The organism is Pantoea sp. Lij88, assembly GCF_030062155.1.
Lineage (GTDB): Bacteria > Pseudomonadota > Gammaproteobacteria > Enterobacterales > Enterobacteriaceae > Pantoea.
In genome coordinates, this window is sequence record NZ_CP118269.1 from 840,295 (window position 1) to 862,999 (window position 22,705).

Below are 22,705 nucleotides of genomic sequence, written 5' to 3' on the forward strand. Positions count from 1 at the left end.
TAGGGGGTAACGCAATGAAAATTGGATTCATCGGCCTGGGCATCATGGGCAAACCCATGAGTAAAAATCTGGTGAAAGCCGGTTATTCGCTGGTGGTACGCGACAACAACACCGAAAACGAAGCGGAACTGGCTAAACTGGGCGCGACCGTGGCGAAAACGCCAAAAGAGGTGGCGGAGCAGTGCGATGTGGTGATTACCATGGTGCCGAACTCGCCGCAGGTTATCGACGTCTGCCTGGGGAAAAACGGCATCATTGAGGGGGCGAAGCCGGGTCTGGTCGTCATCGACATGAGCTCAATTGCACCGCTGGCGAGCCGTGAAGTGCATGACGCGCTGGCAGAAAAGCAGATAAAAATGCTCGATGCGCCGGTCAGTGGCGGCGAGCCAAAAGCGATTGAAGGCACGCTCTCCGTGATGGTCGGCGGTGATAAAGCCGTGTTCGATGCCTGCTACGACATCATGAAGTCAATGGCGGGATCGGTGGTGCATACCGGCGACATCGGCGCAGGTAACGTGACCAAGCTGGCTAACCAGGTGATTGTGGCACTGAACATTGCGGCGATGTCTGAGGCGTTATCGCTGGCAACCAAAGCGGGTGTGAATCCGGATCTGGTTTATCAGGCCATTCGTGGCGGCCTGGCCGGCAGCACGGTGCTGGATGCGAAAGCGCCGATGGTGATGGATCGCAACTTCAAGCCGGGCTTCCGTATTGACCTGCATATCAAGGATCTGGCGAATGCGCTGGATACTTCGCACAGCATCGGCGCGCATCTGCCGCTGACCGCGGCGGTGATGGAGATGATGCAGACGCTGCGCAACGACGGACAGGGTAACGCCGACCACAGCGCGCTGGCCTGCTATTATGAGAAGTTAGCGAAGGTTGAAATCGCCCGCTAAATCCCGGTGCCGGTCTCACGAAACCGGACTGGTTCAGAGCCGTTTCAATAACTTAACTGCGCTCGGATTGCCTATGAAAATCGTAATCGCACCGGATTCATATAAAGAGAGTTTATCCGCCCTGGATGTGGCATCGGCGATTGAAGCGGGTTTCCGTGACATTTTCCCTGATGCGCATTACGTGAAAATACCGGTCGCCGACGGCGGCGAAGGCACGGTAGAAGCGATGGTGGCGGCGACGAAGGGAAAAATCGTCAGGCTGAAGGTGACCGGACCGCTGGGCTCGCAGGTCGACGCCTTTTATGGCCTGTCCGGCGATGAGTCCACTGCCTATATCGAAATGGCAGCGGCCAGCGGACTGGAGCGGGTGCCTGCGTCCCAGCGTGACCCGCTGATCACGACCTCATTCGGCACCGGCGAGTTGATCAGGCATGCGCTGGATAAGGGCGTCGCCCACATCATCATTGGTATCGGCGGCAGCGCCACCAATGATGGCGGAGCCGGGATGATGCAGGCGCTGGGTGCGCGGCTGCTGGACGCCCAGGGCAACGAGATTGGTCACGGTGGTGGTGCGCTCTCAGACCTCGCCAGCATTGATATTGACGCGCTGGATGCCCGCATTCATCCGTGCCGCATTGAAGTGGCCTGTGATGTTACTAATCCGCTGACCGGCAAAGAGGGCGCATCGGCCATTTTTGGTCCGCAGAAAGGGGCGACGCCGGCGCTGGTGCAGCAGCTCGATCAGGCGCTGGCCCATTACGCCGCGATTATTCATCGCGACCTTGATATCGATGTGCTGCATATTCCGGGCGGTGGTGCCGCGGGCGGTATGGGCGCGGCGTTACACGCCTTCTGTCATGCGGAACTGCGGCGCGGCATTGAGATTGTCACGGAGGCGCTGGGGCTGGCTGAAGAGGTGAAAGATGCGGACCTGGTGATTACCGGTGAAGGGCGCATCGACAGCCAGAGTATTAATGGCAAGGTGCCGATTGGCGTTGCCAGCGTGGCGAAGCGCTTTAACAAGCCGGTGATTGGCATTGCCGGCAGCCTGACGGCGGATGTCGGCGTGGTGCATCAGCACGGAATCGATGCGGTATTCAGCGTGCTTTACAGCATCTGTTCACTGGATGAGGCGCTCGCCAGCGCCGGAAAGAATGTTGAGATGACGGCGCGTAATGTCGCCGCCACACTCAAACTCGCCGGGTTTCACTGACCGCTATTGCCAGACCTCTTTATCCGCCGGGCCGCGCATCAATGCTGATGCGCGGCCCGGTGCGCGTCTGCACTGGCGACAGACTCGCAGAAACCTCAGCCAATCCCTAACAGCTGCCGGGCCTCTCTGGCGACATTCTCCATCTCATCCTGCAGCTCCAGCAGTTCCGGCTCCAGTGCGGCAATATCGCTGGCCTCCAGCAGGCCCCGCTCCAGCTGATGACAGAGTTGCTTCATGCGCGGCACGCCGCTGTAGCTGGCACTGCCGTGCAGCTTGTGAATAATCTCACGCAGGGCGTTGACCTCATTGGTCGCCATAAACTGCGCCATCTTCGCATGCACTTCCGGTAAAAACTCCAGCAGCATCCGCAGCAGGTCGCGCGCCAGTTCGGGTTTGTTCGCCGCCTGCCGCAGCGCCAGTTGCCAGTCCAGCGTCGGTAATATCGGCAGCAGTTCCGGCACAGCGGCCACCGGTGGCGGCGTGTAGCGTGCCAGCAGCTGTCTTAACTTGCTCTCATCAATCGGCTTGGCAAGGTAGTCATTCATGCCCGCCTTGATTAACTGCTCGCGCTCGCCATCAATCGCATGGGCGGTCACCGCCACAATCGGCGTACTGGCGTGATGCGGCATGCTGCGGATAATTTCGCTGGCGCGGATGCCGTCAATCTCAGGCATCTGAATATCCATCAGAATCACATCCAGCGACTGCTGGCGCGCCTCGCGAATGGCGTGTTCGGCACTGCTGCACAGCAGGATGTTCTGCACCTGCTCCTCCAGCAGCGCACCAATCAGTTTGAGGTTGGCGGGGTTATCATCCACCGCCATCACCGTCAGCGGCAGACGCGGTGAAAGCGGCAGCTCACTGATCTGACGGGTGTGAAGATCCAGTAACATTGGCAGGAGTCGCGTCAGGGAGATCGGCTTAGCGATGCAGCCATCGATGCCGCGGACCTTCAGCTCATCTGCCAGTAACATCATCGGGCTGGGAAGCGCCATCAGCACGTTGTCTGCCCGATCCAGCAGCCCATTGATCATGCGCTCATTGAGCAGTTCGGGCTGGCTGATATCGACCGGCATCGCCATCAGCAGCAGCGGATAGTGAGACTCTTTTAAACCCTCCAGCGTTTCGCTGTAATCGATCTGCAACGGCGTGGCGCTCAGCATCTCCAGCGCCGGGCTGGCAACGTTTGCATCGGCTTCCACATAGGCAATGCGCGCATGTGACAGCGCCTCCAGCACGCGCGGCATGCCGGGCGCATTGGGATTGAGATCCAGCTGCACGCGAATCACAAAGACAGATCCCTGATCCGGCTCGCTGCTGAAGGTGATTTCGCCGCCCATCTCCCGCACCAGTTTCTGGGTGATCACCAGCCCCAGCCCGGTCCCGCCATGCCGGCGTGTAATACTGGCGTCAGCCTGACGGAACGCCTGGAACAGCTGTGTCTTTTGCTGCTCAGAGATGCCGATGCCGGTGTCCTCAACCTGTATCTCCAGCTCGACGCGCGACTGCGTAATCACCCGTTGTCCGACACGCAGGCCGATGTATCCCTTTTCGGTAAACTTAATGGCGTTACCGATAAGGTTGATCAGAATCTGCTGCAGCCGCAGCGCATCCCCAATCACGTTGTCCGGCACGCTGCTGTCACACACCACCGTCAGCTCCAGCCCCTTGTCATGCGCTGACGGCGCCAGCAGCACCAGGGTTTCATCCAGCGTGGCGCGCAGCGGGAAGGGGATCGCCTCCAGCATCAGCTTGCCCGCTTCCAGCTTCGAAAAGTCGAGCACGTCATTGATGATGCTGAGCAGGTTGTTAGCGGAACGTTCGATGGTCTGCATATAGTCGCGCTGGGTGGTGCGCAGCTGGGTTTTCAGCATCTGCCGGGTAAAGCCCAGCACGCCATTCAGCGGCGTCCGCAGCTCATGGGACATATTGGCCAGAAACTCAGATTTGATACGCGCCGCTTCCTGGGCGCGTTTCTTCGCCAGATCCAGCTCAACGTTCTGAATCTCCAGCTGTTCCAGCGTTTCACGCAGGTCGTAGGTCGCCTGGTCGATGTTGTGCTGCATCTCTTCGTGATAGGCGGTCAGCGACATCGCCATCGCGTTGATACCGTTTTTCAGAATGCTGAGTTCACCCAGCATGTAGCCCTCAACGCGGCTGTCGAGCTGGCCGCGACGGATGCGGTCAACGGTGGTGACCATATTGCGGATCGGGCCGGTCACATCGCGCATCAGACGATAGGCAAACAGCATGGCGAGACAGAGGCAGAAGAGCAGCATCAGCGTGGCGACAAACACCTCTTTGTACTGCTGCAGCCGCACCGACTGCAGATCGAGTTCTATCGCCACATAACCCAGCGGATTGCCCGACGGCTTGGCATCCTCATCCGGTAATTCATCCACATCGTAACGCTCGCTGGTAATCGGCGTGCGCAGAATCAGTATGCTGCCGTGACGCTCCATTGAGACATCGTCGGGCAGGGCGCGGATATCATCCTGTTGCAGCAGGCTGAGGTTTTGCTTGTGGTTGGAGGTGACGTAGAGCTGATTGTGGTTATCAAACACCGAGATTGCCCGGACGATGCCGGAGTGGCGGCGGTGCAGCAGGCTGACCAGTTCACGCATGGCATCACGGTTGTGCCAGGTCATGCTGTATTCGCTGGAGATCGCCAGCGGTTCGATGATGTTGGCCCCGGCATCGATTACCTGGCGCTGCAGTTCATTGTAGCGATGCACCACAAAAAATGAGCTGAGCAGCAGGCCAACCATCAGCGTGGGTGCCAGAATTAAAATCATCATTCGCGCCCGCAGGCTGTATTTGGTCATAATAGTCGCCTGGCTACTCCGGCATTAACGTCCCTGTGCATGCTGTCGACAAAAACTATGCAGGTCGTTTTCGATAAAGAGAATTAATAACACTATGGCGCAATTCTACGTTGCAAAACAGCGCGTGACGACGCAACAACGGATCACCGTCACCATTGAGGAGCTTGACCCGTTTGGACAAGGGGTGGCGCGCCACAAGGGCAAAACCCTTTTTGTCACGGGTGCTCTGCCGGGTGAACAGGCGGAGGTCGTGCTGACAGAGGATAAACGTCAATTTGCCCGCGCGAAAGTGACACGACTGATTAGCCGCAGCCCGGACCGCGTCGCACCACGCTGCCCGCACTACGATCGCTGCGGCGGCTGCCAGCAGCAGCATGCGGATGTCGCGCTGCAACAGCAGAGCAAATCCCAGGCGCTGAGCCGGATGCTGAGCCAGGCGTCGTCACAGAACGTGGCCGTGGATGAGGTGATTGCCGGACAGCCCTGGGGCTATCGCCGTCGTGCCCGTCTGGGTCTGCAATGGCAAAATAAAGCGCAGCGCCTGCAGATGGGCTTCCGCCAGGAAGCCAGCAACGATCTGGTCGATATTCAGCACTGCCCCGTTTTAGTGCCCGAACTTGAGGCATTACTGGTTCCGCTGCACCAGTGTCTCAGCGACTTACGCGCCGTCAGGCGTCTCGGGCATGTGGAACTGGTGCTGGCCGACAACGGCCCGCTGATGATTCTGCGCCATCTTGATGCGCTGCATGCCGATGACCGTGAAAAACTGGAACAGTTTTCGCATAAGCATCAGCTGATGCTGTTCCTGGATGCGGGCGATGAAGCATTAACCGCGTTAAGTCCGTCGACGCCGTTTTATCAATCTCACCAGCTTAAGCTAACCTTCAGCCCACAGGATTTTATTCAGGTTAACGATGGTGTTAATCAGCAGATGGTAGCGAAGGCGATCGCCTGGCTCGATCTGCAACCGGAAGACCGGGTGCTGGATCTGTTTTGCGGCATGGGAAACTTCACACTTCCTATAGGAATCTTCGTACATAATGTGGTTGGTGTGGAGGGGATTGCAGCATTAGTGCGGCAGGCAGCGTATAATGCTGATTTGAATAATCTTAAAAATGTAAGTTTCTTTCAGCATAATCTGGAAGAAGAGGTGTCGCGCCAGCCGTGGGCGGCACAGGGTTTTAACAAGGTATTACTCGATCCGGCACGCGCCGGGGCTGCGGGCGTAATGGCGCATGTGGTTAAACTTGCACCAGAACGCGTGGTCTATGTTTCGTGTAATCCCACAACACTCGCCCGCGACAGTCAGACATTGCTGTCGGCAGGCTACCAATTGGAAAGGGTCGCGATGCTGGATATGTTCCCACATACCCGTCATCTCGAATCCATGGTGCTGTTCAGAAAAACATAAGCGATGTAAGTCGTTGTGCAGGAGAGGTTATGGTTGCGGTCAGAAGTGCGCATTTAAATACTGAGGGGGATTTCGCCCTCGACCAGTGGATCGCCAGTCTCGGTATTGCCAACCCGCAATCATGCCAACGCGTTGCCGAGACCTGGCGCTACTGCGAAGCGCAGACGCAGGGCCATCCCGATCAGTCGCTGCTGCTGTGGCGCGGTATCGAGATGGTGGAAATCCTCTCAATGCTCAGCATGGATATCGAAAGCCTGTGTGCGGCGCTGATTTTCCCGCTGGCTAACGATGAAGTGGTGAGCGAAGAGGAGCTGGAAACCGCCGTCGGCAAAGGCATCGTCTCGCTGGTACACGGCGTGCGCGACATGGACGCCATCCGCCAGCTGAAAGCGATCCACAACGACTCCATGGCCTCTGAACAGGTCGATAATGTCCGCCGCATGCTGCTGGCGATGGTGGAAGATTTCCGCTGCGTGGTGCTCAAGCTGGCCGAACGCATCATGAACCTGCGCGAAATGAAAGATGCGCCGGAAGATGAGCGGGTGCTGGCCGCCAAAGAGAGCACCAACATCTATGCGCCACTGGCCAACCGTCTGGGGATTGGTCAGCTCAAATGGGAGCTGGAAGATTACTGCTTCCGCTACCTGCATCCCGACGAATATAAGCGCATCGCCAAATTACTGCATGAGCGGCGAATTGACCGCGAGCAGTACATCGATAACTTCGTCAGCAACCTGCGTAAAGAGATGGCTAAAGAGGGCGTGCGCGCCGAAGTCTATGGTCGTCCGAAACATATCTACAGCATCTGGCGCAAGATGCAGAAAAAGTCGCTGGCCTTCGATGAGCTGTTTGACGTGCGAGCGGTGCGCATCGTGGCCGATCGCCTGCAGGATTGCTACGGCGCGCTGGGTACGGTGCATACGCTCTATCGCCATCTGCCCAGCGAGTTTGATGACTACGTCGCTAACCCTAAACCCAACGGCTATCAGTCGATTCATACGGTGGTGTTAGGGCCGCAGGGCAAAACGGTGGAGATCCAGATCCGCACCCGCCAGATGCATGAAGATGCCGAGCTGGGCGTGGCGGCGCACTGGAAATATAAAGAGGGTCCTTCCACCAGCAGCGCACGTGGCGCGGCCGGTCACGAAGAACGTATCGCCTGGCTGCGTAAACTGATCAGCTGGCAGGAAGAGATGGCTGACTCCGGCGAGCTGCTGGAAGAAGTCCGCAGCCAGGTGTTCGATGACCGGGTCTACGTCTTTACCCCGAAAGGCGACGTGGTGGATCTGCCGGCCGGGTCGACGCCGCTCGACTTCGCCTACCATATTCACAGCGACATCGGTCACCGCTGCATCGGCGCGAAAATCGGTGGCCGCATCGTGCCGTTCACCTACCAGTTGCAGATGGGCGATCAGGTTGAAGTCATCACCCAGAAGCAGCCGAACCCGAGCCGTGACTGGCTTAACCCGAATCTGGGCTACATCACCACCAGCCGTGGACGCTCGAAGATCCACAACTGGTTCCGCAAGCAGGATCGCGACAAGAACATTATCGCCGGACGCCAGATTCTGGATAACGAACTGAATCAGCTCGATATCAGCCTGCGCGAAGCGGAAAAACTGCTGCTGCCGCGCTACAACGTGACCTCACTTGAAGAGCTGCTGGCGGCCATTGGCGGCGGCGATATTCGTCTTAACCAGATGGTTAACTTCCTGCAGGCGAAGCTCAACAAGCCGAGTGCCGAAGAGGAAGACCGCGAAGCGCTGCGCCAGCTGACTCAGAAATCGTATACCCCCTCTGCCCGTAAAGAGAGTGGACGCGTGGTCGTGGAAGGCGTCGGCAATCTGATGCACCACATCGCGCGCTGCTGCCAGCCGATTCCGGGGGATGATATTGTCGGTTTCATCACGCAGGGGCGCGGCATCTCGATTCACCGCGCCGACTGCGACCAGCTGGCTGAACTCACGTCGCATGCGCCGGAACGTATCGTCGATGCGGTATGGGGCGAAAGCTACTCCAGCGGTTACTCGCTGGTGGTGCGCGTCACCGCCAACGATCGCAGCGGCTTACTGCGCGACATCACTACCATTCTCGCCAACGAGAAAGTGAATGTACTGGGCGTTTCGAGCCGCAGCGACACCAAAAAGCAGCTGGCGACCATCGACATGGATATCGAGATTTACAACCATCAGGTACTGGGACGTGTCCTGGCGCGCCTGAATCAGGTCTCTGATATCATTGACGCCCGCCGCCTGCACTGATATTCAGTCAGGCACTGCGGCAGCGGAGCCTGCGGGGGCGTTTTCTGCACCACAACATACTGGCGGAGGCTGTTCACCGCATCCGTCAGTGTTGCACGCTTTACCTCTTCGCCCGTTGCCTGTCACCTGACTACTCAAGGACCCCTCTGAATGAACGCGATTGAGCGCCTGCTTGGCATAATGAAAACCCTGCGCGATCCGCAACATGGCTGCCCGTGGGATCGTGAACAGACCTTCGCCACTATCGCGCCCTATACGCTGGAAGAGACTTACGAAGTACTGGATGCTATTCAGCGCGAAGATTTTGACGACCTGCGCGGCGAGCTGGGCGATCTGCTGTTTCAGGTGGTGTTCTATGCGCAGATGGCCAGCGAACAGGATCGCTTCAATTTCGAGGATATCTGTAACGCGATTAGCGACAAGCTGGAGCGCCGTCATCCGCATATTTTTGGCGATGCCACGGCAGAAACCAGCAGCGACGTGCTGAAAAACTGGGAAGCGATCAAAACCGCCGAGCGGGCTGACAAAGCCCAGCATTCCGCGCTGGATGATATCCCTAAAGCCCTGCCTGCGCTGATGCGCGCCCACAAGATTCAGAAGCGCTGTCACAATGTCGGCTTCGACTGGACCACGCTGGGACCGGTGGTGGCGAAAGTGCATGAAGAGATTGATGAAGTGATGCACGAGGCGCAGCAGAGCGTGGTGGATGGCGAGAAGCTGGAGGAGGAGATTGGCGACCTGCTGTTTGCCACGGTGAACCTGTCGCGCCATCTTGGCAGCAAAGCGGAAACCGCGCTGCAAAAGGCCAATGACAAGTTTGAACGCCGGTTCCGCGAAGTCGAAGCCATCATTGCCGCACAGGGGCTGAGCATGCCGGGTGCCACGCTGGAGCAGATGGAAGCGGCCTGGCAGCAGGTAAAACAGGGCGAGAAGCGCTGATTATTCCAGCGCTGTGCATTAAGTCGCCGTTTACGCTTACTCGATTCAGCTTGGCGGCAACTTTGTGACGCACATCAACATTTCATCGGCAGCTATCCGCTATGTTAAGGCGCAGCAATGCGTTGGAGGATGGCTGTGATTCATCAATTGTGGCTGATAGCGGTTTCCAGTATACTGTTTTCCCGTCCTGGTTATTCCACCGTCTTTAAACCTAAACTCTCAGGTTCAGCATGACAACGAATTATATTTTTGTGACCGGCGGGGTCGTTTCCTCTCTGGGTAAAGGCATTGCCGCAGCCTCCCTCGCAGCCATTCTCGAAGCCCGTGGTCTGAACGTGACCATCATGAAGCTGGACCCGTATATCAACGTGGATCCAGGCACGATGAGCCCGACACAGCACGGTGAAGTTTTCGTCACTGATGACGGCGCTGAAACCGATCTGGATTTGGGTCACTACGAGCGCTTCATCCGCACCAAAATGTCGCGTCGTAACAACTTCACCACGGGTCGTATCTACTCAGAAGTCCTGCGCAAAGAGCGCCGTGGCGACTATCTGGGCGCAACCATTCAGGTTATCCCGCACATCACCAACGCCATCAAAGAACGCATTATTGAAGGCGGTGAAGGTCATGATGTGGTGCTGGTCGAAATCGGCGGCACGGTAGGGGATATCGAATCACTGCCGTTCCTGGAAGCGATTCGCCAGATGGCCGTGGATGTGGGCCGCGAACACACGATGTATATGCACCTGACGCTGGTGCCTTACATGGCGGCTGCCGGTGAAGTGAAAACCAAACCGACTCAGCACTCCGTAAAAGAGTTGCTGTCGATTGGTATCCAGCCAGACGTGCTGATTTGCCGTTCTGACCGTGCCGTACCGGCCAACGAACGCGCCAAGATCGCCCTGTTCTGTAACGTCCCTGAAAAAGCGGTTATCTCGCTGAAAGACGTTGATTCCATCTACAAGATTCCTGGCATGCTGAAATCGCAGGGCCTGGATGACTATATCTGCAAGCGCTTCAACCTGAATGCACCGGAAGCCAATCTGGCCGAGTGGGAGCAGGTGATCTACGAAGAAGCCAATCCGGGTGGTGAAGTCACCATCGGTATGGTTGGCAAGTATGTTGAGCTGCCGGATGCCTATAAGTCCGTCATCGAAGCGCTGAAACACGGCGGCCTGAAAAATCGCGTCACTGTGAACATCAAACTGATCGATTCGCAGGATGTTGAGTCACGCGGTGTCGAATTACTGAAAGATCTGGATGCGATTCTGATTCCAGGTGGCTTCGGCTACCGTGGCGTGGAAGGCAAGCTGATGACCGCGCAGTACGCACGTGAAAACAACGTGCCTTACCTCGGCATCTGCCTGGGTATGCAGGTCGCGCTGATGGAGTTTGCCCGCAATGTCGCCGGCATGCCTGGCGCCAACTCCACTGAATTTGTGCCAGACTGTAAATACCCGGTGGTGGCGTTAATCACCGAATGGCGTGACGAAGAGGGCAACGTCGAAGTCCGCAGCGAGCAGAGCGATCTGGGCGGCACCATGCGTCTGGGCAGCCAGCAGTGTCAGTTAACGCCGGGCAGCCAGGTTCGCCAGCTCTACGGCTCTGACACCATCGTTGAGCGCCATCGCCACCGCTACGAAGTGAACAATATGCTGTTAAAGCAGATTGAAGCAGCCGGTCTGCGCGTAGCAGGTCGCTCTGGTGATGATCAACTGGTTGAGATTATCGAGATCCCGAACCATCCGTGGTTTGTGGCTTGCCAGTTCCACCCGGAGTTTACCTCGACCCCACGCGACGGCCATCCGTTGTTTGCCGGCTTTGTTAAAGCCGCGCATGAGCATCAGAAGCGTTTAGCGAAGTAAGTTTCACAGGCAGCGCGCGAACTTTTCGCGCGTTGCTTGTCTTAGGATTGACTAACTTGTACTGAGGAAAATCGTAATGTCCAAAATCGTAAAAGTCATCGGTCGCGAAATTATCGACTCACGTGGTAACCCGACTGTTGAAGCTGAAGTGCATCTGGAAGGCGGTTTCGTAGGCCTGGCCGCTGCGCCATCAGGTGCTTCTACCGGTTCACGCGAAGCGCTGGAACTGCGTGACGGTGACAAATCACGTTATCTGGGCAAAGGCGTAACGAAAGCCGTTGCTGCAGTAAACGGTCCGATTGCTGAAGCGGTAAAAGGCAAAGACGCGAAAGATCAGGCGAACATCGATAAGATCATGATCGACCTGGACGGTACTGAGAACAAATCTAAGTTCGGTGCTAACGCCATTCTGGCCGTTTCACTGGCAGCGGCTAAAGCAGCTGCAGCTTCTAAAGGTCAGCCGCTGTATGAGCACATTGCTGAACTGAACGGCACCCCAGGCAAATACTCTATGCCACTGCCAATGATGAACATCATCAACGGCGGCGAACATGCCGACAACAACGTCGACATCCAGGAATTCATGATTCAGCCGGTTGGCGCTGCAAACCTGAAAGAAGCCATCCGTATGGGTTCTGAAGTTTTCCACAACCTGGCAAAAGTGCTGAAAAGCAAAGGCATGAGCACCGCAGTCGGTGACGAAGGCGGCTATGCACCAAACCTGGGTTCCAACGCCGAAGCCCTGGCTGTTATCGCTGAAGCGGTAAAAGCAGCAGGCTACGAGCTGGGCAAAGACATCACCCTGGCGATGGACTGTGCGGCATCTGAGTTCTACAAAGATGGCAAATACGTTCTGGCCGGTGAAGGCGGTAAAGCGTTCACATCAGAAGAGTTCACCCACTTCCTGGAAGATCTGACTAAGCAGTATCCGATCGTGTCTATCGAAGATGGCCTGGACGAATCTGACTGGGATGGCTTCGCTTACCAGACCAAAGTTCTGGGCGACAAAATCCAGCTGGTGGGTGACGACCTGTTCGTAACCAATACCAAAATCCTGAAAGAAGGTATCGATAAAGGTATCGCTAACTCCATTCTGATCAAATTCAACCAGATCGGTTCTCTGACCGAAACTCTGGCTGCGATCAAAATGGCGAAAGATGCGGGCTACACTGCCGTGATCTCTCACCGTTCAGGCGAAACCGAAGATGCGACCATCGCTGACCTGGCGGTAGGTACTGCAGCGGGCCAGATCAAAACCGGTTCAATGAGCCGTTCTGACCGTGTTGCTAAGTACAACCAGCTGATCCGTATCGAAGAAGCGCTGGGTTCTAAAGCGCCATTCAACGGTCTGAAAGAAGTTAAAGGTCAGTAATGACCCCGTGCTGATGTCGCGCTAAGCGGCATCGCATCGTCTGAAAGCCCCGCCTTGTGCGGGGCTTTTGCTTTTTCGTGTCGCGCAGCTGTTGTTGTGCGGCACACGCTGGCATAATCAGCGCCCCGATTTATCCAGGCGAGTAAAAAATGTTCTACCCGATTAACGAAATGTTCCAGACACTGCAGGGCGAAGGTTATTACACCGGCGTGCCTGCTATTTTCATTCGCCTGCAGGGATGCCCGGTGGGCTGTAGCTGGTGCGATACCAAACACACCTGGGAAAAGCGGACAGATCGGGAAACGTCGCTGGGCGATATTTTGATCAAGACAGTGGAAAGCGACGCCTGGGGTGATGCCGATGCGGCGACTCTGGTGAGTGCCATTGCGCAGCAGGGCTGGACGGCGCGCCACGTGGTGATTACCGGCGGTGAACCGGCGATTTACGACCTGCGTCCGTTAACGACTGCGCTGGAGCAGCACGGTTTCCAGTGTCAGATTGAAACCAGCGGAACCCACGAGATTCACTGTTCCGGACAGACCTGGGTGACCGTTTCTCCGAAGGTCAACATGCGCGGCGGCTATGATGTTCTGCCCCAGGCGCTGAGCCGGGCCGATGAAATCAAACATCCGGTTGCGCGCGAGCGCGATGTCGAAGCGCTGGATCTGTTGCTGGCGGGCATTAATGACACCAAAGCCCGGATCATCGCGTTACAGCCGATCAGCCGCAAAGATGATGCCACCCGACTCTGCATTGAAACCTGCATTGCACGCAACTGGCGTCTGTCGATGCAGACCCATAAATACCTCAATATCGCCTGATAACGCGCGTTGAGGGGTTAACCGCAGGGAAGAGGGGCATTCAGATGCGTGACGGAGAGGGGAATAGCGTCGGATCGAAGGGTTCGATCCGACAGACTTAGCCGCGGTAAACGCAGCCTGCAGTGCAGGTTTCTTTGATCATCACCGCGCTCAACAGCGGCAGTTGTGGCTTCATCTGATCCCAGATCCATTTCGCCAGCACTTCGCTGGTGGGATTTTCCAGGCCAGGAATATCATTCAGATAGTAGTGGTCCAGCCGATTGTACAGGGGCTTAAACGCCGCCTTCAGTTCAGCAAAGTCCATAACCCAGCCGGTATGCGCATCCACTTCGCCGGTAATCTCCAGACGAACCAGGAACGAATGACCGTGCAGACGGCCACATTTGTGTCCGGCCGGCACATTCGGAAGATGGTGCGCGGCTTCGAACTGGAACTCTTTAAACAAGGTGGTAGACATAGTGGTTCTCAGACATTAAAAATCCGCTGAATTCTACCTGATTACCGCTTTTTTCGCACCCGCACCGCACAAAGCGATACTTTTCCTGCCTGATTGATCACTGGCGTCCAGCTAATTAACTGATATACCACTGCTTTACTTACCACTTTTAACGATTACGACTATCTGGAAAACCATTTAGTCATTTTGGTTATTTGATATGTCGAAGGTGTATTTAATCGTTAATATACGGACCGGTAACCTACGCACTCTTCCGCCACTTTACGGTCCGGACTTCTGATACTGGAATTTTTAACGCGATGACGACTCAGGCACCTGGTTCACTGCTTCCGCTCTCCCCGGAACAACTCGCCCGCTTACAGGCGGCGACGACAGATTATTCCCCGACTCAACTGGCGTGGCTGTCAGGCTATTTCTGGGGCCGGGTAGAACAGGCACCGGGTAGCGCCGTCGCCAGTAGCGCACCGCCAGCCCCCGCCGCTGAAGCGCCGGTTATTACATTGCTTTCCGCCTCCCAGACCGGCAACGCCCGTCGTCTGGCTGAGCAGCTGCGTGATGACCTGCTGGCCGCGAAGCTGAACGTAAACCTGGTGAATGCCGGTGATTACAAGTTCAAACAGATTGGCCAGGAAAAAATGCTGGTGGTCGTGACCTCGACGCAGGGCGAAGGCGAGCCGCCGGAAGAGGCGGTGGCACTGCATAAATTCCTGATGTCGAAAAAGGCACCGAAAATGGAAGGTGCAGCCTTTGCGGTATTTGGCCTGGGCGACACCTCCTATGAATTCTTCAGTCAGGCGGGCAAAGATTTTGACAACCGTCTGGCCGAACTGGGCGGCGAACGTCTGCTGGATCGCGTTGATGCGGATGTCGAGTACGCAGAGCAGGCTTCCGCCTGGCGCAGTGCACTGACGGACATTCTGAAACAGCGCGTGCCGACCGAATCCCCGGCGCAGGCTGCGGCGACAGCAGCAGGCAGCGTCAACGAAGTCACCACCAGTCCTTACAGCAAAGAGTCTCCGCTCAGCGCCAGTCTGGCGGTGAATCAGAAAATTACCGGACGTGACTCAGATAAAGATGTGCGCCATATCGAAATCGATCTGGGCGACTCCGGTCTGCGCTATCAGCCTGGCGATGCGCTGGGCGTCTGGTATGAAAACGATGCGGCACTGGTCAGCGAACTGCTGGAGCTGGTCTGGCTGAAGGGCGATGAGTCAGTAGAGGTTCAGGGCAAAACCCTGCCGCTGGCTGAGGCGCTGCAGAAGCACTTTGAGCTGACGGTGAACACCGCGCAGATCGTGGCGCAGTACGCTCAGCTGTCACGAAACGCCGAGCTGCTGTCGCTGGTGGATGATAAAGCCAGGCTGCAGCAGTATGCGCAGCACTATCCGATTGTGGATATGGTGCGTCTGGCCCCGGCTGAACTCACCGCAGAACAGCTGACCGGCATGCTGCGACCGCTGACGCCGCGACTCTACTCTATCGCCTCTTCGCAGGCCGAAACCGATACCGAAGTGCACATCACCGTGGGTGCCGTACGCTTTGATATTGAAGGTCGCCAGCGCGGCGGCGGTGCATCGACCTGGCTGGCCGATCGTATCGAAGAGGAGGGCGAAGTCCGCGTCTTCATCGAGCACAACGACAATTTCCGCCTGCCGGCTAACCCGGACGCGCCGGTAATCATGATTGGCCCGGGCACCGGCATTGCGCCGTTCCGCGCCTTTATGCAGCAGCGCGACAACGACGGTGCCAGCGGCAAAAACTGGCTATTCTTTGGTAATCCGCACTTCACCGACGATTTCCTCTATCAGGTGGAGTGGCAGAAATATGTGAAGGATGGCCTGCTGACGAATATCGACCTCGCCTGGTCACGCGATCAGGCAGAGAAGATTTACGTGCAGGATAAGATTCGCGCGAAAGGGGCCGAAGTCTGGCGCTGGATTGAAGAGGGCGCGCATCTTTATGTCTGTGGCGACGCGAATCGTATGGCAAAAGACGTCGAGCAGGCATTGCTGGATGTGGTGGTCGAACACGGCGGAATGGATCGTGAAACGGCCGACGAATTTTTAAGTGAGCTGCGCATTGAGCGCCGTTATCAGCGAGACGTTTACTAATGAGTGATAAACACCCTGGACCGCTGGTTGTAGAAGGCAAATTAACCGACGCTGAGCGTCTGAAGAAGCAGAGCAACTATCTGCGCGGCACCATCAAAGAAGATCTGGAAGAGGGTCTGACCGGTGGCTTTAACGGCGACAACTTCCTGCTGATCCGTTTTCACGGTATGTATCAGCAGGACGATCGCGACATTCGTGCCGAACGTGCCGAGCAGAAGCTGGAGCCGCGCCATGCGATGATGCTGCGCTGCCGACTGCCGGGCGGCATCATTACGCCGACTCAGTGGCTGGCCATCGACAAATTTGCGACCGATAAAACCATTTATGGCAGCATCCGTCTGACCAACCGTCAGACCTTCCAGTTTCACGGCATTCTGAAGAAGAACGTCAAGCCGACACATCAGATGCTGCATGAAGTGGGGCTGGATGCGCTGGCCACCGCCAACGACGTGAACCGTAACGTGCTCTGTACCTCGAACCCGGTGGAGTCGGAACTGCATCAGGAAGCGTATGAGTGGGCGAAGAAGCTCTCTGAGCATCTGCTGCCGCGCACCCGTGCCTATGCCGAAATCTGGTGGGATCAGGAGAAAGTCGCGACGACCGATGAAGAGCCGATCCTCGGTGAAACCTATCTGCCGCGTAAATTCAAAACCACCGTGGTGATCCCGCCGCATAACGATGTGGATCTGCACGCCAACGATCTGAACTTTGTCGCGGTCGCCGAGAAGGGCAAGCTGGTGGGCTTCAACCTGCTGGTGGGTGGCGGCCTGTCGATTGAGCACGGTAACAAAGCGACTTATGCGCGCACCGCCAGCGAGTTTGGTTACTTCCCGGTAGAGAGGATCCTCGACGTGGCCGAGGCGGTCGTGACGACTCAGCGTGACTGGGGTAACCGTACCGATCGTAAAAACGCCAAAACCAAGTACACCCTGGAACGTGTTGGCGTCGAGACCTTTAAAGCCGAAGTTGAAAAACGTGCCGGTGTGACGTTTGAGCCGATCCGTCCTTATGAGTTCACCACCCGTGGCGATCGCATTGGCTGGATCAAAGGTATCGACAACAAATGGCACCTCACGCTGTTTATTGAAAATGGCCGCCTGCTCGACTATCCGGGCCGACCGCTGAAAAGCGGCATCGCGGAAATTGCGAAAATCCATCAGGGCGATTTCCGCCTGACTGCCAACCAGAACCTGATTGTGGCGGGCGTACCGGAAAGCGAAAAAGCGCAGATCGAAGCGATCGCCCGTGAACATGGCCTGATGGATCACGTCACGCCTCAGCGTGAAAACTCCATGGCCTGCGTCGCGTTCCCGACCTGTCCGCTGGCGATGGCAGAAGCCGAACGTTTCCTGCCCGCGTTCGTGACCAAAGTGGAAGGGATCATGCACGCGCATGGCGTCGGTGATGAGCACATAGTGTTACGCGTTACCGGTTGTCCGAACGGTTGCGGCCGTGCCATGCTGGCTGAGCTGGGTCTGGTGGGCAAAGCGCCAGGCCGCTACAACCTGCATCTGGGCGGAAACCGCAGCGGAACGCGTATTCCCCGTATGTACCGTGAAAACATTAACGAAAGCGAAATTCTCGCCACCATTGATGAGCTGGTGGGACGCTGGGCCACCGAACGCCAGGCCGCTGAAGGCTTTGGTGACTTCACCATCCGTGCAGGCATTGTTGCGCCGGTGCTGGACCCGGCACGCGATTTTTGGGAGGAAGCAAAATGAGTCAGCCCGACCTCGCAGCACTGAATGAGATGTCCAAAGTCCAGCGCGCCATGGCGCTGGCCGCGACCAATGCGCAGCTGGAGAAGTCATCAGCGGAAGAGCGGGTCAGCTGGGCGCTGGAGAATCTGCCGGGTGCTTATGTGCTCTCCTCCAGTTTCGGTATTCAGGCCGCGGTGTCGCTGCATCTGGTGACGCGTCAGCAGCCCGATATTCCGGTCATCCTGACTGACACCGGCTATCTGTTCCCGGAGACCTATCGTTTTATTGATGAGCTGGCAGACCAGCTCAATCTCAACCTCAAAGTGTTCCGCGCCGAAACCTCACCGGCCTGGCAGGAAGCGCGCTACGGCAAACTGTGGGAGCAGGGCGTCGAGGGGATTGAGAAATATAACGAGATCAACAAAGTCGAGCCGATGAATCGCGCCATTGAAACCCTGGGCGCGCAGACCTGGTTTGCCGGCCTGCGCCGCGACCAGTCCGGCAGCCGGGCGAATCTGCCGGTGCTGGGCGTACAGCGTGGCGTCTTCAAGCTGCTGCCGATTATCGACTGGGATAACCGCCAGATTCATCAGTATCTGGAGCAGCACAAGCTGAAGTACCATCCGCTGTGGGATGAAGGCTATCTTTCAGTGGGCGATACCCACACTACCCGCAAGTGGGAGCCAGGTATGGCAGAAGAAGAGACACGCTTCTTCGGTCTCAAGCGCGAGTGTGGTCTGCACGAAGGCTGATGCCGTGCTTCTCTCCCTGAAGACAGGGAGAGAAGTGCTTCGGCACCGTCAGGCGGGAAGCTAAACGCCTTGTAATCCGGCAAACGCCTCCGTTGCACGCGTCACATTCACTTTTGTCACGTCATACTCTGCCACCGCGACAAACGGATCTTCCGCTAAAATCGCATCCAGCGCTTCACGTTCCATCTCCCTGACCAGCAGCATGCCGCCCGTGCGCGGATCTTTTCGCCCTGCGGCAATAAAACTGCCCGCGTCAAAATAGCGATCGAGCCATTCGATATGGCCTGCCAGCAGCGCTTCAACGTCTTCTATCGGACGCACATAATTCAGAAAGACGACGTACATGTCAGATCCTTATACTTTGGGATTGGTCAGTTCGCTGATCAGCGGCAGCAGCACGCGGACGCTGTCGCGGGTTCGCAGGGCAATCTGTCCCGGCAGCCAGCGGTCGAGATAGCTCAGATTATCCAGGTCTGTCTGATGACGGGTCACGCCATCAGGAAAGTGGTGGCTGCGATGACGCTGCAGCGCGCCATCTTTATTCCCCAGCGTCCAGTTGCTGGCGGTGACATCCAGCAGCGGAAAGCCCGCCTTGTCGAAGGCATTCAGGCCGTTAAAGTCTTTGCGGTTCAGCTGGTGGCTGGCAGCGGGGATGCCCTGCTGACGCGCCAGTAGCAGCGCGCGATCGCTGGTCTGCTTGCGCACCGCCCGGGGCGTGTTCATGCCGCTGTTGAAATAGAGGTGATCGCCGGTGATCAGGCTGTTCAGATCGATGACCAGCAGCGTGTTCTTTTTCTCACGCGTGCTCATCCGCTCAACATAGTCATCCATGCCGTGCAGGTCGGCTTCTCCGGCGCTCAGCGCGACAAAGCGGATGCCATAGTGCAGCGGCTTGCGACTCAGCTGCTGTGCCAGTTCCAGCATCACGCCAAGACCCGACGCATTGTCATCGACGCCCTGCAGCCGTAAGCCGCCCAGATTATGATGGGCCTGGCTGCTGTTTTGCGGCGTCCAGGTATCCAGATGCGCCACGATCAGGATCTCCTGCGGCACGCTGCCTGCGCGCGCGGCAATCACCGAGGTGGCGGTGAGCTTATGCCAGCGCTGTGTGCCGTCATCTTCCTGCCACTTATAGCCGGTGTTGAACTGGCGGGTATCGGTCTTATAACCCAGTGCGGTAAATTGCTGCTGCAGGTAGTCAGCGGCCATCAGCTCAGCCGGACTGCCGCTCATGCGGCCAGGGAAATAGGTGGCGATGTGCCGGACCTGCTGTTCGGCAAACTGGCCTGTCGGCGTGGCCAGAGCCAGCGGGGAAATGAGTGCGCCAAACAAAACTGTCGCTACCCTCAGGCGGAGGGAACAAAACATAATGCATCCTTTTTTCATTATCCGGGAGGCGTTGGTCATGCGGGTCAGGGCCGATCATGCCGCGCGCATTATATCCCTTTTGTCGCGCCAGTTTGTTAGTGGAATCGGGCGCCGCTTCATTTGAAAAGGAGAATGTGCCTTTGTCGCTGGCACTTATCTGCTTTTGCAGCCGCAGGCACCGGTACGAATCTGTGAAGCTGTTCACGAAAAAGCCATTAAATTTCATCCGCTAAGATCAAATTGTTCTGTGCTTTGCGGAATCGTTATTCCATTCGGTAACTACTCATTCCAATTCGTAATTTCATCTGGATAAACCCTGCGACGTATAGTCGCGTTAATACAAAGTTAAAACATCAGGGTTAACGTGGACTATTTGCCTCTTTTTGCCGATCTCTCTGGCCGCCCGGTTCTGGTTGTCGGCGGTGGGGATATTGCGTCGCGAAAAATTGAACTGCTGCGTCGTGCGCGTGCGCGCGTTCTGATCGCCTCTCGTGAACTCTGCCCTGAACTTCAGGAACTGCTGGAAAGCCAGGATCTGGAGTGGCTGGCGACCGAGTTTGATCCGTCCCAGCTGGATGGCGTTTTCCTGGTGATTGCCGCCACCGACGATAACCATCTCAACACCCAGGTTTTTGAAGCTGCTAACGCGCGGCATAAGCTGGTTAACGTGGTCGACGACCAGCCAAAATGCACCTTTATCTTCCCTTCGATTGTTGACCGCTCACCGCTGGTGGTGGCGATCTCTTCCAGCGGCACCGCACCGGTGCTGGCCCGCATGCTGCGCGAAAAAATCGAAACGCTGCTGCCCGCCAGTCTTGGTCAGATGGCGGAAGTAGCCGGACTCTGGCGTGACAAAGTTAAACAGCGCTTCAGCCGCATGTCTGACCGCAGACGCTTCTGGGAACGGGCGTTTAACGGCCGGTTCGCCAGTGAGATGTCAGCCGGTAACGTCGAAGAGGCGAAACGCACGCTGGACCGTGAACTGCAGGAAGAGCCGACCCGTCAGGGCGAGATTTTCCTGGTGGGCGCCGGGCCGGGTGACAGCGGCCTGCTGACGCTGCGTGGCCTGCAGGTGATGCAGTTAGCCGATGTGGTGCTCTACGACCATCTGGTCAGCGAAGAGGTGCTGGATCTGGTGCGCCGCGATGCCGATCGCATCTGCGTCGGCAAACGGGCCAGCGCACACACGTTGCCGCAGGAAGAGATCAATCAGTTGCTGGTTTCACTGGCGCAGAAAGGCAAGCGCGTCGTCCGCCTCAAGGGTGGCGATCCCTTTATCTTTGGCCGCGGCGGCGAAGAGCTGCAGGCGGCGCAGCAGGCGGGTATTCCGTTCCAGGTGGTGCCGGGCGTCACCGCAGCTGCCGGTGCGACAGCCTATGCCGGTATTCCGCTGACCCACCGCGACTACGCGCAGAGCGTGATGTTTATTACCGGTCACTGCCGCCCCGATGGGGATGACATTGACTGGCCATCGCTGGCGCGTGCGCGTCAGACGCTGGCGATCTACATGGGAACGGTTAAAGCGGCGGCCATCAGTGCGGCGCTGATTCAGCACGGTCGTGCGCCATCAACGCCGGTGGCGGTGATCAGTCGCGGCACCCGTCAGGATCAACAGGTGCTGACCGGCACCTTAGAACAACTTGAGGCGCTGGCCGCCTCGGCACCTACTCCGGCGCTACTGGTGATCGGAGAGGTGGTTAATCTGCACGGGCAACTCGCCTGGTTTAAACATTCAGCACAGCAGGGGGCTCGCGAGTCCGCCGTTGTCAATCTGGCTTGAGGGAAAATCATGGACCAAAAACGACTCACTCATCTGCGTCAGCTGGAGGCGGAGAGTATCCATATCATTCGCGAAGTCGCGGCGGAGTTCAGCAACCCGGTGATGATGTACTCCATCGGTAAAGACTCCTCGGTGATGCTGCATCTGGCGCGTAAAGCCTTTTATCCGGGCACGCTGCCGTTCCCGTTACTGCATGTGGATACCGGCTGGAAATTCCGTGAAATGTACGCGTTTCGCGACCGCACCGTGAAAGCGATGGGCGCAGAGTTGCTGGTTCACCGCAACCCGGAAGGCGTGGCGATGGGGATTAACCCGTTTGTCCACGGCAGTGCCAAACACACTGACATCATGAAGACCGAAGGGCTGAAGCAGGCGCTGAACAAATATGGTTTCGATGCGGCCTTTGGTGGCGCGCGTCGCGATGAAGAGAAGTCACGCGCTAAAGAGCGTATCTACTCCTTCCGTGACCGCTTCCATCGCTGGGACCCGAAAAACCAGCGTCCTGAGCTGTGGCACAACTACAACGGCCAGATCAACAAGGGCGAGAGCATCCGTGTCTTCCCGCTGTCGAACTGGACCGAACTGGATATCTGGCAGTACATCTTCCTGGAAAACATCGAGATCGTGCCGCTCTATCTCGCCGCGCCACGTCCGGTGCTGGAGCGTGATGGCATGCTGATGATGATCGATGACGATCGTATCAACCTGCAGCCGGGTGAAGAGATCACCCAGCGGATGGTCCGTTTCCGTACGCTCGGCTGCTGGCCGCTGACCGGTGCGGTAGAGTCCGAAGCGCAGACGCTGCCGGAGATCATCGAAGAGATGCTGGTTTCCACCACCAGCGAGCGTCAGGGCCGCATGATCGATCGCGATCAGTCCGGTTCGATGGAACTGAAAAAACGTCAGGGTTATTTCTAAGGAGACGCCA

At 57.1% G+C, this 22,705-nt stretch carries 17 protein-coding genes; 13 read left to right on the top strand and 4 right to left on the bottom strand.

Annotated elements, in window-relative coordinates; genetic code table 11:
• The first annotated feature begins 14 nt into the window (after window positions 1-14).
• On the top strand, window positions 15-899 hold the full coding sequence (garR, locus tag PU624_RS07870; RefSeq protein ID WP_283547197.1) for a 2-hydroxy-3-oxopropionate reductase: 885 nt from the start codon (window positions 15-17) through the stop codon (window positions 897-899).
• Between the two features lie 73 nt (window positions 900-972).
• Entirely contained in the window at window positions 973-2,112 is a 1,140-nt protein-coding gene (locus PU624_RS07875) for a glycerate kinase (RefSeq protein WP_283547198.1), read from the top strand.
• Between the two features lie 95 nt (window positions 2,113-2,207).
• Here the strand turns inward: PU624_RS07875 and barA are convergent, their stop codons facing one another.
• Window positions 2,208-4,937, bottom strand: a complete 2,730-nt coding sequence (gene barA / locus PU624_RS07880) for a two-component sensor histidine kinase BarA (RefSeq protein WP_283547199.1) — start codon at window positions 4,935-4,937, stop codon at window positions 2,208-2,210.
• 94 nt (window positions 4,938-5,031) lie between these two features.
• On the opposite strand from barA, the gene rlmD reads away from it, so the two are divergent.
• From rlmD to queE, 6 genes are all read left to right on the top strand, one after another.
• Complete coding sequence (gene rlmD / locus PU624_RS07885; protein WP_283547200.1) at window positions 5,032-6,348, top strand: 23S rRNA (uracil(1939)-C(5))-methyltransferase RlmD; 1,317 nt, start codon at window positions 5,032-5,034, stop codon at window positions 6,346-6,348.
• A gap of 29 nt (window positions 6,349-6,377) precedes the next feature.
• The gene (relA, locus tag PU624_RS07890; RefSeq protein WP_283547201.1) at window positions 6,378-8,609 is read left to right on the top strand and encodes a GTP diphosphokinase; all 2,232 of its coding nucleotides are present in this window, start codon (window positions 6,378-6,380) and stop codon (window positions 8,607-8,609) included.
• Between the two features lie 150 nt (window positions 8,610-8,759).
• Complete coding sequence (gene mazG, locus PU624_RS07895) at window positions 8,760-9,548, top strand: nucleoside triphosphate pyrophosphohydrolase (protein WP_283547202.1); 789 nt, start codon at window positions 8,760-8,762, stop codon at window positions 9,546-9,548.
• Window positions 9,549-9,778: 230 nt separating this feature from the next.
• Entirely contained in the window at window positions 9,779-11,416 is a 1,638-nt protein-coding gene (gene pyrG / locus PU624_RS07900) for a glutamine hydrolyzing CTP synthase (protein ID WP_013358881.1), read from the top strand.
• 76 nt (window positions 11,417-11,492) lie between these two features.
• Window positions 11,493-12,788 (top strand): phosphopyruvate hydratase, encoded by a 1,296-nt coding sequence (eno, locus tag PU624_RS07905; protein WP_283547203.1) that lies wholly within the window; start codon window positions 11,493-11,495, stop codon window positions 12,786-12,788.
• 149 nt (window positions 12,789-12,937) lie between these two features.
• Complete coding sequence (gene queE / locus PU624_RS07910) at window positions 12,938-13,609, top strand: 7-carboxy-7-deazaguanine synthase QueE (protein ID WP_283547204.1); 672 nt, start codon at window positions 12,938-12,940, stop codon at window positions 13,607-13,609.
• A gap of 97 nt (window positions 13,610-13,706) precedes the next feature.
• Here the strand turns inward: queE and queD are convergent, their stop codons facing one another.
• On the bottom strand, window positions 13,707-14,066 hold the full coding sequence (gene queD / locus PU624_RS07915; RefSeq protein ID WP_013358878.1) for a 6-carboxytetrahydropterin synthase QueD: 360 nt from the start codon (window positions 14,064-14,066) through the stop codon (window positions 13,707-13,709).
• A gap of 299 nt (window positions 14,067-14,365) precedes the next feature.
• On the opposite strand from queD, the gene cysJ reads away from it, so the two are divergent.
• Genes cysJ through PU624_RS07930 form a run of 3 tightly spaced genes read left to right on the top strand, consistent with a single transcriptional unit; the run spans window position 14,366 to window position 18,629 of the window.
• Window positions 14,366-16,177, top strand: coding sequence for an NADPH-dependent assimilatory sulfite reductase flavoprotein subunit (gene cysJ, locus PU624_RS07920; RefSeq protein ID WP_283547205.1), 1,812 nt, complete (start codon window positions 14,366-14,368; stop codon window positions 16,175-16,177).
• Window positions 16,177-17,898 carry an assimilatory sulfite reductase (NADPH) hemoprotein subunit gene (gene cysI / locus PU624_RS07925; RefSeq protein ID WP_283547206.1) on the top strand — a complete coding sequence of 574 codons (1,722 nt, stop codon included), beginning with the start codon at window positions 16,177-16,179 and terminating at the stop codon, window positions 17,896-17,898. Before cysJ ends, cysI begins: the two co-directional genes overlap by 1 nt.
• Window positions 17,895-18,629, top strand: coding sequence for a phosphoadenylyl-sulfate reductase (locus PU624_RS07930; protein ID WP_004571209.1), 735 nt, complete (start codon window positions 17,895-17,897; stop codon window positions 18,627-18,629). The genes cysI and PU624_RS07930 overlap by 4 nt, the downstream gene beginning before the upstream one ends.
• A 60-nt stretch (window positions 18,630-18,689) precedes the next feature.
• On the opposite strand, the gene PU624_RS07935 is transcribed toward PU624_RS07930, so the two are convergent.
• Window positions 18,690-18,974, bottom strand: coding sequence for a YciI family protein (locus PU624_RS07935; protein ID WP_283547207.1), 285 nt, complete (start codon window positions 18,972-18,974; stop codon window positions 18,690-18,692).
• 9 nt (window positions 18,975-18,983) lie between these two features.
• Entirely contained in the window at window positions 18,984-19,997 is a 1,014-nt protein-coding gene (locus PU624_RS07940; RefSeq protein ID WP_283547208.1) for an aminopeptidase, read from the bottom strand.
• A gap of 364 nt (window positions 19,998-20,361) precedes the next feature.
• On the opposite strand from PU624_RS07940, the gene cysG reads away from it, so the two are divergent.
• Window positions 20,362-21,777, top strand: coding sequence for a siroheme synthase CysG (gene cysG, locus PU624_RS07945; RefSeq protein WP_283547209.1), 1,416 nt, complete (start codon window positions 20,362-20,364; stop codon window positions 21,775-21,777).
• A 9-nt stretch (window positions 21,778-21,786) separates the two neighbouring features.
• Entirely contained in the window at window positions 21,787-22,695 is a 909-nt protein-coding gene (gene cysD / locus PU624_RS07950; protein ID WP_013358871.1) for a sulfate adenylyltransferase subunit CysD, read from the top strand.
• The last annotated feature ends 10 nt before the right edge of the window (window positions 22,696-22,705 follow it).

What these genes read in the sequence shown, in the direction of transcription:
- garR (WP_283547197.1), top strand. Translation starts at nt 15, where the DNA reads ATGAAAATTGGATTCATCGGCCTGGGCATCATGGGCAAACCCATGAGT.
- PU624_RS07875 (WP_283547198.1), top strand. Translation starts at nt 973, where the DNA reads ATGAAAATCGTAATCGCACCGGATTCATATAAAGAGAGTTTATCCGCC.
- barA (WP_283547199.1), bottom strand. Translation starts at nt 4,937, where the DNA reads ATGACCAAATACAGCCTGCGGGCGCGAATGATGATTTTAATTCTGGCA.
- rlmD (WP_283547200.1), top strand. Translation starts at nt 5,032, where the DNA reads ATGGCGCAATTCTACGTTGCAAAACAGCGCGTGACGACGCAACAACGG.
- relA (WP_283547201.1), top strand. Translation starts at nt 6,378, where the DNA reads ATGGTTGCGGTCAGAAGTGCGCATTTAAATACTGAGGGGGATTTCGCC.
- mazG (WP_283547202.1), top strand. Translation starts at nt 8,760, where the DNA reads ATGAACGCGATTGAGCGCCTGCTTGGCATAATGAAAACCCTGCGCGAT.
- pyrG (WP_013358881.1), top strand. Translation starts at nt 9,779, where the DNA reads ATGACAACGAATTATATTTTTGTGACCGGCGGGGTCGTTTCCTCTCTG.
- eno (WP_283547203.1), top strand. Translation starts at nt 11,493, where the DNA reads ATGTCCAAAATCGTAAAAGTCATCGGTCGCGAAATTATCGACTCACGT.
- queE (WP_283547204.1), top strand. Translation starts at nt 12,938, where the DNA reads ATGTTCTACCCGATTAACGAAATGTTCCAGACACTGCAGGGCGAAGGT.
- queD (WP_013358878.1), bottom strand. Translation starts at nt 14,066, where the DNA reads ATGTCTACCACCTTGTTTAAAGAGTTCCAGTTCGAAGCCGCGCACCAT.
- cysJ (WP_283547205.1), top strand. Translation starts at nt 14,366, where the DNA reads ATGACGACTCAGGCACCTGGTTCACTGCTTCCGCTCTCCCCGGAACAA.
- cysI (WP_283547206.1), top strand. Translation starts at nt 16,177, where the DNA reads ATGAGTGATAAACACCCTGGACCGCTGGTTGTAGAAGGCAAATTAACC.
- PU624_RS07930 (WP_004571209.1), top strand. Translation starts at nt 17,895, where the DNA reads ATGAGTCAGCCCGACCTCGCAGCACTGAATGAGATGTCCAAAGTCCAG.
- PU624_RS07935 (WP_283547207.1), bottom strand. Translation starts at nt 18,974, where the DNA reads ATGTACGTCGTCTTTCTGAATTATGTGCGTCCGATAGAAGACGTTGAA.
- PU624_RS07940 (WP_283547208.1), bottom strand. Translation starts at nt 19,997, where the DNA reads ATGTTTTGTTCCCTCCGCCTGAGGGTAGCGACAGTTTTGTTTGGCGCA.
- cysD (WP_013358871.1), top strand. Translation starts at nt 21,787, where the DNA reads ATGGACCAAAAACGACTCACTCATCTGCGTCAGCTGGAGGCGGAGAGT.